9 protein-coding genes and 5 pseudogenes are annotated in these 12615 nt (G+C 61.5%); 6 read left to right on the top strand and 8 right to left on the bottom strand.

Annotated elements, in window-relative coordinates:
* Positions 1-401: 401 nt before the first annotated feature.
* Together RSPPHO_RS18920 and RSPPHO_RS09205 are read right to left on the bottom strand one after the other, a co-directional pair.
* Positions 402-557 (bottom strand): annotated as a pseudogene (locus tag RSPPHO_RS18920) (IS481 family transposase); the annotation flags it as partial.
* 294 nt (positions 558-851) lie between these two features.
* Positions 852-2195 (bottom strand): annotated as a pseudogene (locus tag RSPPHO_RS09205) (IS1380 family transposase).
* 162 nt (positions 2196-2357) lie between these two features.
* Here RSPPHO_RS09205 and RSPPHO_RS09200 point away from each other — a divergent pair.
* The 5 genes and pseudogenes from RSPPHO_RS09200 to RSPPHO_RS21950 all read left to right on the top strand — a co-directional run bounded on the left by RSPPHO_RS09200 (position 2358) and on the right by RSPPHO_RS21950 (position 8767).
* A pseudogene (locus RSPPHO_RS09200) lies at positions 2358-3627 on the top strand (IS256 family transposase).
* Positions 3628-3803: 176 nt separating this feature from the next.
* On the top strand, positions 3804-4766 hold the full coding sequence (locus RSPPHO_RS09195; RefSeq protein ID WP_041794892.1) for an ABC-three component system protein: 963 nt from the start codon (positions 3804-3806) through the stop codon (positions 4764-4766).
* A complete protein-coding gene (locus tag RSPPHO_RS09190; RefSeq protein WP_041794890.1) occupies positions 4753-5001 on the top strand; it encodes an ABC-three component system middle component 8 in 249 nt (82 codons plus the stop codon). The genes RSPPHO_RS09195 and RSPPHO_RS09190 overlap by 14 nt, the downstream gene beginning before the upstream one ends.
* Positions 4988-6781, top strand: coding sequence for a DUF2326 domain-containing protein (locus tag RSPPHO_RS09185; protein WP_014414973.1), 1794 nt, complete (start codon positions 4988-4990; stop codon positions 6779-6781). The genes RSPPHO_RS09190 and RSPPHO_RS09185 overlap by 14 nt, the downstream gene beginning before the upstream one ends.
* Positions 6782-7003: 222 nt before the next feature.
* Positions 7004-8767, top strand: a complete 1764-nt coding sequence (locus RSPPHO_RS21950) for an IS5 family transposase (protein WP_422610573.1) — start codon at positions 7004-7006, stop codon at positions 8765-8767.
* 66 nt (positions 8768-8833) lie between these two features.
* Here the strand turns inward: RSPPHO_RS21950 and RSPPHO_RS21945 are convergent.
* From RSPPHO_RS21945 to RSPPHO_RS09165, 3 genes and pseudogenes are all read right to left on the bottom strand, one after another.
* A pseudogene (locus tag RSPPHO_RS21945) lies at positions 8834-9064 on the bottom strand (IS5-like element ISRhru5 family transposase); the annotation flags it as partial.
* 130 nt (positions 9065-9194) lie between these two features.
* Positions 9195-9488 carry a type II toxin-antitoxin system RelE/ParE family toxin gene (locus RSPPHO_RS18910; RefSeq protein ID WP_081581701.1) on the bottom strand — a complete coding sequence of 98 codons (294 nt, stop codon included), beginning with the start codon at positions 9486-9488 and terminating at the stop codon, positions 9195-9197.
* Entirely contained in the window at positions 9476-9754 is a 279-nt protein-coding gene (locus RSPPHO_RS09165) for a CopG family ribbon-helix-helix protein (RefSeq protein WP_041794886.1), read from the bottom strand. The genes RSPPHO_RS18910 and RSPPHO_RS09165 overlap by 13 nt, the downstream gene beginning before the upstream one ends.
* A gap of 262 nt (positions 9755-10016) precedes the next feature.
* Between RSPPHO_RS09165 and RSPPHO_RS09160 the strand changes: the two are divergent.
* Positions 10017-10199: pseudogene (locus RSPPHO_RS09160) on the top strand (IS481 family transposase); the annotation flags it as partial.
* Here RSPPHO_RS09160 and RSPPHO_RS09155 read toward each other — a convergent pair.
* The 3 genes from RSPPHO_RS09155 to RSPPHO_RS09145 all read right to left on the bottom strand — a co-directional run bounded on the left by RSPPHO_RS09155 (position 10196) and on the right by RSPPHO_RS09145 (position 12581).
* On the bottom strand, positions 10196-10798 hold the full coding sequence (locus RSPPHO_RS09155; RefSeq protein ID WP_041794882.1) for a FecR family protein: 603 nt from the start codon (positions 10796-10798) through the stop codon (positions 10196-10198). The pseudogene RSPPHO_RS09160 and the gene RSPPHO_RS09155 overlap by 4 nt on opposite strands.
* Before the next feature lie 135 nt (positions 10799-10933).
* Positions 10934-11755 (bottom strand): amino acid kinase family protein, encoded by an 822-nt coding sequence (locus tag RSPPHO_RS09150; protein WP_041794880.1) that lies wholly within the window; start codon positions 11753-11755, stop codon positions 10934-10936.
* Positions 11756-11768: 13 nt separating this feature from the next.
* Positions 11769-12581 (bottom strand): amino acid kinase family protein, encoded by an 813-nt coding sequence (locus RSPPHO_RS09145; protein ID WP_041794878.1) that lies wholly within the window; start codon positions 12579-12581, stop codon positions 11769-11771.
* Positions 12582-12615: the final 34 nt, after the last annotated feature.

Raw genomic sequence — 12615 nt, 5'->3', positions numbered from 1 at the left:
TTTCCTCCATGGAGGCTCTTCGTCTACAACCGGATTGCGCCTCAGGTACGTCATTCAGCGCATTCATCTGCGACCCTGGAGCCGACATCCCCCCACGCGCCGCCCGCAATCAAAAGTGATATTTATTGCATTGTCTACGACCAAGATTTGCCGTTTATTTTGTACTGTGGATCGTCAAAGGGGAGATTGGTGGGTGGACCCGAAGATAGTCACATTGGGGTGCACCCCGGATTCCTGCTTCGCGGCCAATGCAAATTGTTGTTTTGGTGAACTCCGTAGTTATAAGTACATCATAGCAGAGCGCCAAGCATACCGAAATAGCAGAGCGCCAAGCATACCGAATTCGCTGCGGCGGGACGCACGCTCAGACCTTGCGCCCGGGCGTGATGGATAGCGGGGCGCGCATCCTCGGTCGTGCCGCGCTTGCGCCACTTGGCGACGGTCTTCGGATTCAGCCCATATTGCTCAGCAAGGGACCGGGTACTTTCTTTCGACGCTTGGAGCTCGGCTCGAACACGCGGCGTCGTGCGGGCGCTGCTGTGAAGTATTCCTGCCATAGTGCATCCTCCCCCTGACGGGTCAAGAATGCACCATCACACCCCGGGACTGCACAGATTCCGGCGCTCCGATCAGCGCAACGGCCTCCTCGCCAACGGCGATCTGCACCACTATGATCCTAGCCGCCTTTATTCATCTCTCCCCTGGCCCCTCCCTACCGATGGGCCTTCCCCTTTCCTTTTGATTGAGCGCAAACAGGCCGCCGTCGCCGATCGAAGGGATCTGGCGCGGTGTGGTTCGGTCTGGGAGGTTGAGGACGACGGGCGGGAGTCTGGGGCACATCGCCCCGTTGGTCAGGTGACCAGACGGGGGAGCCGTCCGAGGACGAGGCGCAGGATATCCTGGTATGGGGTGGCGGAGGGCAGATGGACCTTGATGACGGTCTTCATCTCGACCACCCTGGCGGCCATCTTGATCAGGCGGAGTCGCACGGTGTCGAACTGGGCGACGCGCCAGACTGAGCGTTTCGGCATCATCCCGCGCAGGCTCCACAGCAGCCAGTAGGCCCCAGCATGAAGGAACAGGCGGAGCTGATTGGCGGTGGCCTCGTGGCACGAGGTGCGGTCGGCGGCGAGGTGGGTCTTCCAGGATTTGATATGGTTCTCGGCCTATCCGCGCTGGCAATAGAGGCCCTGATACAGCGAGCGGCCATCGCCGCCGGTCAGATTTGTGACGATGAAGCGGGTGTCGGTGCCGTCGGGTCCGGCCTCGACGCGGGCGACGATCCGCTCGACCCGGCTCCAACTGGCGGCGGCATCGAAGAATTCCTTGAAGCGGCGGACCTTGTCGTCGCCCGGAGCATCATCGAACCGCTTTTGCGTGCTGGTTTCCAGGGCCGCCACATGGGCGCGCAGTCGGGAGGTTGGCGCCAGACCCAGGATGAAATCGACCCGCTCGGCCCGGCACCAGTCCAGCACCTCCGGGGTGCAGTAATGGCTCTCGCTACGCAGCAGAATGCCGGTGCCCGGCCAGTTGGCGCGGATCGCGCGGAGCAGGCGACGCAGAAAGGCGCGGATTTCCGTCCCCTTGGGTCGTTTCGCCGGGCGGAGCATCGCTGCGACGAAACGGCCCTCGCCATCAAACACCACGATCGGCTGGAAGCCGTATTCGTCGTAATGGGCATTGAACAGACGCAATTGCTGTCCGCCGTGGACGGTGTCGAAGGTGTCGTCAATGTCCAGCGTGATCCGCTTCGGCACCTGTCGGAACGAGGCGCAATACAGATTGACCATCGCCCGCCCCATCCGCAACAGCGCCCGTTGGTCCGGCAGTTTTTCGAAACGCGAGATGGTCGGTTGCGAGCATAGCGCTCGCCCCGACGACGGGGCCTAATCGAGCGCCATCCGGAATACCGGGTCATCGCGAAGTGCGGTGGCGTCGTTACCATCCTCGTATCCGGCGGCAATCATCAGCAGCCGGAAGCGAATGATCTCGGCGAGCGGATGCACTGTCTAGCAGGGGCGGCGAGGATCGACGATGCACCCCGCCAGTCGCTCCGCCACCCCCAACCGGGACTCAATTTCGCGCAAAGCCAGGACACCAGCGTCAGACGACAACAAACCCCCGTCAAACCGGGCGACAACCGGTTTCTCACCTGCGGGTGACAGACCGGGTAACAGCAGGGCACGATCAATCATGGCGGGTATGGGCTCAGAAAACACCAGGACAACGCTTCGACACCCAAATCCTATGGCCGTTTAACGAGCTATGGGGGAAAATGGGTGATGACGGTCTAAAGAAGGCGGCGTATCGAGACGGGTAACCAGCCTGTCAGAACCTCCTGAAAGGAGCGATACGCCATGAAGGAAGACAGCACTTTGGTTCGCCTTCGTCAGCCCGATGAGGTTGACGACCCGTTGACCGAGATTCTGCGCCAAGGGGCACGGCGCCTGTTGGCTCAGGCGGTGGAACAAGAGGCCGAGGCTTTTCTGGCCGGAATGAAGGTCTGCAAGCTGGCCGATGGCCGCGACCGGGTGGTGCGGCACGGTCACGGACCGGCCAGGCAGCTCCAGACCGGGATCGGGCCGGTGGCGGTGTCGCGGGTGAAGATCCGCGACCGGGGCGCCCAGTGGGACGGATCGGATCCGTTTCACCTCGGCGACCCTGCCGCTGCGGGCGCGTCGGACGCGCAGCCTGGACGCACTGTTGCCCGCCTTGTATCTGCGCGGGATTTCGACCGGCGACTTCTAAGAAGTGCTGTCGGCCCTGCTCGGCAAGGAGGCGCCGTGCCTGTCCCCATCGGTGATTTCCCGACTGACGGCGGAGTGGTCGGGCGAATACGAACGCTGGCAAAAGCATGACCTGTCGGCACGACGCTATGTGTATGTCTGGGCGGACGGGGTCTCTCTCCAGGCCCGGATGGAAGAGAGCGCCGAATGCATGCTGGTGCTGATCGGCGCCACCCCGGAGGGCCGCAAGGAACTGGTGGGGTTCCATATCGGCGTTCGCGAGAGCGCACAGAGTTGGCGTGAACTGCTGGTCGATCTGAAGGCTCATGGGCGGCTGGCCATCGCTCCAGAGTTGGCCGTCGGGGATGGCGCGCTGGGCTTCTGGAAGGCGATGGAGGAGGTGTTTCCCTCGACCTGCCACCAGCGCTGCTGGCTGCACAAGACCGGCAACGTTCTGAACAAGGCGGCCAAATCCGTCCAACCCGGCATGAAAAAGGACCTTGCCGAGATCTGGATGTCACCTGACCGGGCGGCGGCGGAGAAAGCCATCAACGTCTTCGCCGCCAAATACGGCACCAAATACCCCAAAGCGACCGAATGCCTCGAAACGGACCGGATCCCCCTGCTGGCCTTCTACGATTTCCCCGCCGAGCATTGGGTGCATCTGCGCACGACCAATCCCATCGAAAGCGTCTTTGCCGCCGTCCGGCATCGCACCGTCCGGACCAAGGGCGCCTTGTCGCCGAAGACCGCCAAATTGATGGTCTTCAAGCTGATCATGGCCGCCGCCAAGACATGGCGCCGTCTCAAGGGCGAAAATCAGTTGCCCAAGCTCATCAGCGGCGTCAAATTTATCGACGGGGTTCAGAGTGCCGAGGCCGTTTCTCAAACCGCCGCCTGATCCGGCCCGTCACCCAGATTCACGCATAGCTCCCGTTTAACGGCTTGTGCCACATCCGCCAGCAGACCTGGATTTTTTCAGGCTAGTTCCCTGCTGGCGAGCCCATATGTTACCTGCAAAATGACGCGGTTGTGACGGTCTCCGATCATCGACATCAAACCCTATGGACGCCCGGTATGAAATTCGCCTATGAGGACCTGAGCGAAGATCAGTTCGAGACGCTGATCGTGCTGCTGTGCCAGCGGTTGCTCGGCCTGTCGGTAAAGGGCTTCGCCAAGGGACCGGATGGTGGCCGAGACGCGAAATTCGTCGGCACGGCGGAACTCCACCCAAGCAAAGCCGCGCCCTGGAGCGGAACGATCATCATCCAGGCCAAGCACACCAACGGCTATAATCGGCATTTCGGTGAAGCGGACTTCCACAGCCCGAATTCGAACGACACGGTGATCGGCAAGGAAGTGCCGCGGATCGCAAAGCTCCGCAAGGGAAACCAACTCGATCACTACATGCTGTTCGCCAACCGCCGTTTGGCCGGGAATGCCGATCAGAACATCACCAGCCACATTGCGAAGGAATGCGGTCTTCCGGAAGGCTCGATCTACCTTTGCGGAGTCGAGCAGCTTGAACTTTATTTGCGGCAATTCCCAGAAGTTGCCGCACTGGCCGACCTTGATCCGGTCGACTCTCCGCTCATCGTGTCACCCGACGAGTTGGCAATCGTCGTCCAGGCGATTGCCAGCCACGAGGCTGATCTGTCGTCGGTCCTCGATACGCCGCCCGGCGAGCGGACCTCTTACGAACAGAAGAACGTCCTCAATAACATGACTCCCGAATATGCGAGAGAGCTCCGCAAACGTTATTTGAAGGATACCGCGCAGATACGGGCGTTCCTGGCCGCACCTGAAAATCTGGAAATTCTCAAATCGTATGAAGCGACAACCGAGGAGTTCCAGATGAAGATCATCTCGAAACGCAAGGGATTCCAGAATTTTGACGCGGTGATGGAATATTTGCTCGACCTTCTGTTCCAGCGTGACCCCATTCTGCGCCAACGTCAGCACAAGCGCCTGACCCGCGCTATCTTGTTTTATATGTACTGGAACTGCGACATCGGGGAGGTTGCCGATGCTGAGGCCTAGCAAGCATGCTCATCCTGACCGCACCGTCGTCAACGTGGCGTTGCTGCTGCTCACCCGGCTGCGCGCCCATCGTCTGTGCGAGTATGGCGCTCTGCGCACCTATGTGCGCAAAGCCGTGGTCGGAGGTGATGTGCTGTTCTTGCCATCGCTCAACTTCCTCTATCTGCTTGGGCTGATCGAGTATCATCCCAAGACCGACGCCATCGAATATGTAGGTCAGAATGAAGCCCTCTAAGCTTTATTCCAACCGGCCGGCGATGTTTGCACCGGTCGAGTTCAAACCCGAACTCAACGTCGTCCTCGCGGAAATCCGGCGACCGGAGAATCGTGACCTTGACACCCATAACCTGGGGAAGACGACGCTTGGCCGCCTGATCGATTTCGGCTTCCTCGCCGGCCGGGACGCCAAGTTCTTTCTGTTCAAGCATCTCGACCGTTTTGGGGAATTTGTCTTCTTCCTTGAGATCGAATTGCTCGACGGAACCTACGTCACGGTTCGCCGCAGTGTCGCTGAAGCATCGAAGATCTCCTTCAAGAAGCACAGAGCCCGGCATCAGGATTTCTCGACGCTGCCCGACCTCGAATGGGATCATGTCGATGTCCCCTTCGACCGCGCCAAGGACTTGCTCGACAGCTTGCTCGACTGGCGGGTGCTGAAACCTTGGCATTACCGGAAAGGATTGGGGTATTTTCTCCGGTCCCAAGAAGATTTCCGCGATGTCTTCCAGCTTCGGCGGTTTGCGAACGCGCACGCCGATTGGAAACCCTTCCTTGCCCATATCCTTGGTTTCGACGCCGATCTGATCACCCGGCATTACGACAAGGAAGACAAGCTCAAGGAGGCCGAGCAGAAGGCGACCACGGTCCGCCAGGAACTGGGTGGTGAGATCGAAGACGCCGGCAAGATCGACGGGCTTCTCCTGCTCAAACGCCAAGAGGTTCAGAAAAAGCAGCAGCTCCTCGACGCATTCGATTTTCGGAGTCAGGACAAAGCGGACACCAAACAGCTCGTCGACCAGATCGATGAGCGGATCGCCGTCCTCAACCAGCGTCGCTACTCGCTGACCCAAAACCGTAAGAAGGTGATCGCTTCGCTTGAGGAGGACCAGATCCTCTTCGATCCGGAGGCAGCGAGCGAATTATTCCGCGAAGCGGGTGTGCTCTTCGCGGGCCAGATCAAGCGCGATTTCCAGCAGTTGATCGCTTTCAACAAGGCGATCACCGACGAGCGGCGCTGCTATCTGATCGAGGAACGCGCCGAGATCGAGGCGGAACTCAAGACGGTCAATGCGGAGTTGAACGCACTCGGCAAACGCCGATCCGACATGCTGGCCTTCCTCAGCAGCACCGACTCATTCGCCAAATACAAGCATCTGTCCAACGAACTGGTGACCCTGCGGGCCGACATCGAGGGGCTCGAACGACAGCGTGAATTCGTCCACCGTCTTCAGCAGCTTCGGAGCGATATCCGCAGCCTGACCGAGGAAAAGACACACCTGGAGGCGCTGATCGAGGCCGATGTCGAGGCCAGGAATGCGGATGAGGACAGCCTGTTCTCACGCGTCCGCCTGTTTTTCAACGAGATCGTCGAAGAGGTCATCGATCAGAAGGCCCTGCTCAGTGTCGTGGTCAATCAACAAGGCCACCTGGACTTCCGCGCGGAGTTGCTTGATGACACGGGCATTGCCACCAGTGCCGACCGTGGGTTCAGCTATAAGAAACTCCTATGCATCGCCTTCGACCTCGCGGTGTTGCGCGCCCATCTGGACGATGCGTTTCCGCGCTTCGCCTTTCATGATGGCGTGCTCGAATCCTTGGACGATCGAAAGAAGGTGAATCTGCTTGGAGTGATCCGGCGCTACTCCACGCTCGGGCTGCAATCGATCATCACCCTCATCGATTCGGACCTGCCGCCACTCGACGATGATGTCCCGACCTTTGATCCGTCCGAGATCGTCCTCCTCCTTCACGACGAAGGTGACGATGGCCGCCTCTTCAGAATGAGGCCTTGGTAGAGATCCTCATCACAGGACAACGCCATCGCCGATAAGTCCGCAGGTCAAGCGTTACCGGCGCCGAACGGGATGGTCCTCCCGATGCCCGGCGATGCTGCGCGTTGGCCGAGCGCCGCAAACTCTCCCGCTCGGCCAGCGTCAAGCCGCCGGACACCTCGAAAAACCCTGGCTCTGAGCGGTGTCTGCTGATTCAATAAGCCCCAGGCCGTGTTGGAGGGAACGATGGGTCGGCAGCCTGGGTTCTTCGATCTTGAAGAGCGGTATGCGGAGTTGTCGAAGGCGGGCGACCCGCTGGAGAAGCTGCTGAGGGTGGTGAGCTTCGAGGCGTTCCGCTACCGGCTGGACAAGGCGTTGAACCGCAGCGACCGAGCCCGGGGCGGCCGTCCGCCCCATGACGCGGTTTTGATGTTTAAGATCCTGGTGCTTCAGGCGCTGTACAACCTGTCCGACGATCAGGCGGAGTTCATGATCAACGACCGCCTGACGTTCAAACGCTTTCTCGGCCTGGGGCTGGCGGACAAGGCGCCGGACGCCAAGACGATCTGGCTGTTCCGCGAGACGCTGACCGAGGCCAACGCGATCGAGAAGCTGTTCGCGGTGTTCGACGCCAAGCTGAAGGAAGGCGGCTATCTGGCGATGTCGGGGCAGATCATCGACGCCACCATTGTGGCGGCGCCGCGTCAGCGCAACGACGACGACGAGAAGCAGGCGATCCGCGAAGGGCGCATCCCTGACGGCTGGGAAGAGACCCCGCACAAGCTGGCCCAGAAGGACAGGGATGCTCGCTGGACCCTGAAAAGGGCCAGAGCGAAGACGCCGAAGGCGGAAGGCGCCAAGGGCGTCGAGATCGCCATCCCGATATTCGGTTACAAGAACCACATCTCGACCGACCGGCGCCACGGCTTCATCCGGCGCTGGGCGGTGTCCTCGGCCGCCGAGCACGACAGCCGCCGCTTCCGCGAGGTGCTCGACAGCGGCAACACTGGTGGGGGGGCGCGCGCCTTGGCGCCGGGCTGGCTCCGGGGCCGGGTTCTGCTCAACCTCGATACGGAAGCGTGGGGGARGTTCTTTGTCGGCTGTGCCGGCGGCTGCGACGTCGCGGTCAGCGGCGAGCTTCCCACCGGGCCCGGTCCGGTGGCGGCGCAGGGCTGGCGCCTGAGCGTGGGCGGCTTGGCTGGCGGGCACTCGGGCTGTGATATCGCGCTTGGCCGAGGCAATGCCAACAAGATCCTGGCCCGCGTGCTGCACGCCCTGGCCCAACGCTTCCCGCTCCATCTGCGGGCCCTGGCCGGGGGCAACGCCCGCAACGCCATTCCGCGCGACGCCTGGGCCGACGTGGCCCTGCCAGCCGGGGTGGGCAGTGAGCTTGATGCCTTTTTGGACGACCAGCGACGTCGGATCCAGACCGAGTTGGGCGCCACCGACCCGGGCTTCAGCCTAGTGGCCAGCGCCGCGCCGGTGGGACCGGGGGTCAGCGGCCCCGCCCTAGCGCGCTTGCTGGCCTCGATGACCGCGGCCCCTTATGGCGTGCGACGCTTCAGCACCTCGTTTCCGGGCGTCGTGGAAACCTCCAACAACCTGGGCGTTATGCGCCTGGAAAACGGCTCTTTCTCGGCCAACCTGATGGTCCGCTCCCTGGTCGATGCCGAAACCGAGCGCTTGGGGGAGGAAATCAAAACCCTCTTTACCCAGGCGGGATTCCACAGCGAGGTATCGGGGTTTTATCCCGGCTGGGAACCCCAGGCCACCTCGGCGCTGCTGGCCTTGTGCCGCGAAGTCTTCGCCCAGGAGTTCGGAACACCAGCCGGCGTACAGGTCATCCACGCCGGTCTGGAGTGCGGGCTGATCGGGGCCAAATACCCGGGCCTCGACATCGTGTCCTTTGGACCGACCATTGTGGGGCCCCATGCCCCGGGGGAACGGGTCGAGATTGCCAGCGTGACAAACGCCTGGGCTCTCCTCAAGGCCCTCCTGGCCGCCTTGTAAAAAAGGAACGCAGAGGCCTGGGGAGGTCCTCCCGCCCCAGCCTTCTTTTTTTCTTAGGCCGTAGCCTCATAAGCTCTGGCACCACAGCCGTGCCGAGATAAACTTGAGGGCGGCGAGAAAATTGTCGGATCGTTTGTCGTAACGGGTTGCGATCCCTCGGAACTGTTTGATGGGATTGAAGAACCGCTCCACGACGTTGCGCTGTCGATAGACCCAGCAGCAGAAGACGAAGGAGCCCTTCCGATTGGCTTTAGGAGGAATGTTGGCCCACGCTTTCCGGCGGAGGGCGACGGGACGTCCTTTCGGCGCAGAAATTCGTGTTGTGGTTAACGTTAATCGCTCTGCCATAGTCAGTTCAGGCACAATCAAAATTTCGTATGTAATTATAAAGGCGTGCGTCTCATGTTCATCGGTTCAAAGCGAACCTTCAATGGCATCCAGATTCCCGCTGATGGCGGATCACGAGAATGATCACCGCATCCTCGTCAATCCGATATCGCGCGACATAGCCGCTCTCGCCGAAGTCGATGAGCCATTCTCTAAACTGTTCTGGCAAGTCATCGATCATCCGGCCAAGATGAGGATGTATGCTAAGGATCTTTACGCCCTGGCGGATGGCTTCACCGGCGCGACGTGCAGCGTCAGGGTTCTTCGGTCGCAAAAAATCCCGCAACCGTTGCAGATCCCGGATTGCTGCCGGAGCAAATCTTACTTGTGACATTCGGGCGCGGGCAACTCTTTGTCATTTCCCCAGCTCTCCAGCCAGCGGTCCACCTCTTCAGCAGTCGCGTGAAGGCCGGTTTCCTGAAACTCTTCCCAAGCCCGCACTGTGTCACGCCGCAATGCCTCACGCTTCTCCTCACGTTCGACATACTGCAAGATCGCTTCCCGCATGATCCAATGCGACGTGCGTTGCCGCGCTTCGGCAAGATGCCGGACGCGGCCTTTCATATCGTCATCGAGCTTGATGGACGTTGCAGATGCCATGTGAGCCCCCGAACCAAAAGGTAATACCTATTGCTACCATATCGTATCTTAGGCCGTTTTGTCTAGGGTTAGCCCCGGAGTGTGATGGTGCATTCTTGACCCTTCAGGAGAAGGATATGGCAGGAGCACTTCACGGTAGCGCCCGCACAACGCCGCAGATACGCCGATGGGGCCGCACATGCCGCGCAGCAGAGTGCTCACGCCAGCCGAAGAGGCCATGGTGGTCGAGTTCCATCGATTCCTGCGAATTTCGCCATGCCGATACGAAGACCTGGAGAGCCTGAAGGCCCATATCCTCGCCTTCGTGACTGCATACAACTTTGCCAAGCACCTCAAGGCATTGCGCTGGAGAACGCCCTTTCAGAGCATCTGCAATACCTGGACAAAAGACCCGTCAATCTTCAGAATCAACCCACACTCCCTCATTCCGGGACCGCATACCTAAAACGCCACGGCCTGATAAGCCCGCTCCCGCTTCCCCTGCGGCCACACAACCGGCGCACTGGGCGGTTGATCACGCGAGCGCACCGCCGTGCCTTGCCCCGGGGTGTCCAGTACCACCGATCCGGCGTCGGTACTCACTGTCACCCGCCCCTCTTGCACCATGACCTCGAACACATCATCAAGGGTGCCTCCCCAGACGACGGTGCCGCGAATGCCAATGGTCGCCAGGGGCGTTCGGATCTCCACGCCGTCATCGAGCTTCCGCCCGCCGCGCCACTGAAACGCCCCGGCCAGCACGGAAACCACGCCCGCAGTCTGATCGGGCGTCATCACCAGATCATCGACCCGCAGCCGCGCCGCCTCCCCCAGGATCAAGGTGGCGCCATCGTCCATCTGCACGGCCAGACGGCCCGCCGTGCCCGTTTCCAGCATCTCGTCCTTGAACACCGGCGACGCCAGGGCAAGGGGGCGCGGCGCCGCGAGATCGACCTGAGCCGTTGCCTGCGGCCGCACCGCCACCACCGTGCCCACCGGATCGCTGGCCAGGGCGGGCATCGCCCAGCCCGCGATCATGGCTGCGATAACAAAAAGCTGGCGCATGCGCGTTTCCCTCCTTGGCCATAAGGGAGCCTCCCCAGATCCCACGTTCACGCAGGCCCGGTCGCGTTGAGGGAAGCCCCAGGTTCGGAGGGGTCTGGGGAGGCAAGCCTCCCCAGCCTTCCCTTTCCGAGGGCCCTAGTGGGCGTGCAGGACCGTCCCCACGTGCTGCCCGCGCAAGGCAGCGGTCAAGCGGCCCGGCACAAGGCCGTTGATGACCTGGACGCTTTTGACGTGCCGCGCCCGGGGCATGATGTCGAGCAAGGCCCGGTCCACCGGCAGAGGGCCCGGAGCCTTGGCCAACTCGCTGGCGGTCGTCTCGGCGATCAGACGGGCCTCGCCCGCCTTAGGCCCCTGCGGATCCTCGGTATAGATCCCGTCCACGTCTTCAACAATAACCAGCCCCGCGGCGCCGAGGGCATCGGCCACCAGGAAAGCGCCGGTATCGCCTCGATGGATCGGCAGGCGCGAATCCGGGAATTCGTGGGTATGGTAGGGAGGAAAGGCGCTGGAGACGACGGCCCGAGCCGCCATCAAGTGGATGCCCAGTTGATTGGCCACGGTGGGACGATCGACATAGGACACCCCCTCGGGGGCAAGCAAGGAGGCAAGGATGGTCCCGTTTTGCCCGGCTTCGCTGGCCGCCAATGGAGCAAGCGAGCCCACGGGCAGACCCAAATCAAGCCCCACGCTGTACACATGACGGGCGCGCACGCCGGCGCCAGTCAAGATGAGAAGACGATATTCAGGCAAGAGCCGGCGAAGTTCGTCAACAAGGGGCAAAATAGCCTCGCGGCCCCGGTCCATGATGGCCCGCCCCCCGATTTTCACCACCCGGAGCCAGGGCAGCAGGGGAATGGGCTGACCGCCGGCCACCGGGCTGGTGAGCGAACCGTCAAGGAGGGTCTGGCGCGCAAGCGCCGAGGTGACATGCTTGATGCTGCTGGTCGGGTTGGTCATGGCAAGACCCCTCTTAGGCCGCGGTGATGATGGTCCCGACATGCTCGCCGGCGAGCGCGCGGGTCAGGTTCCCAGGCACGAGACCGTTCACGATCTGGACCTCGCGCACGTGGCGGGCGGCTTTGAGCAGATCAAGCACCGGAAACTCCAAGATGGAGTCCTGCAACCCCCGAGCCTTCATTTCGTCCACCGTGATGCGGGGAATAAAGGTGGCTTTCTTGTCGGTCTTGGGATTGCCGGTATAAAGGCCGTTCTCATCCTTAACGTAGATCATCGCCTTGCAGCCGAACTGTTCGGCCAACAAATAACAGCCGGCATCGGTGCGGTAGGGCGGGATCACCCCCTCGGCCGGCGGACGGATCCATAGATTGTAGGGCGGCATGCCGCTGAACACCACGGCGTTGACCTGGGTGAGAAACAGCGGGACCGAGGACAAGCCGGCATTACTCACCGAGGAAATCCCATGCTTGGCCAGCAGTTGCCCCAGCATGGCGGCATTTTGGTCGGCGACGGACGCGCCGAGTTGGGAGAGGACGCCTGCGGGCAGGTCAAGCCCGGCAGCAATCGAATACAGGTGGCGGGCGCGGGTGCCCGCCCCGGTGCCGATCAGCATTTTGTGAGCGCTGCGCGCGGCAACGATCTCGTCCACCAGGGGATAGACGGCGGTGCGACCGCGATCAATGACGCTTTGCCCCCCAATCTTGATCACCGTGGCCTCGGGGAGAATGCGGTAATCCGGCGCTTGCTCGGCGGCGGCGAGCAGCTCGGGATCGCTCAAGGAGCCCTGCATCAACAAGGTTTCGAGCGCCGTTATCGTATCTGCCATCAAAGGGCCTCCCTCTTTGTTTGGTCAAAGATAA

It is taken from the genome of Pararhodospirillum photometricum DSM 122 (assembly GCF_000284415.1).
GTDB classification, from domain to species: Bacteria; Pseudomonadota; Alphaproteobacteria; order Rhodospirillales; family Rhodospirillaceae; genus Pararhodospirillum; species Pararhodospirillum photometricum.
The sequence above is the reverse complement of the archived record's forward strand: the minus strand, read 5'-3'. Positions and strand labels throughout refer to the sequence as shown.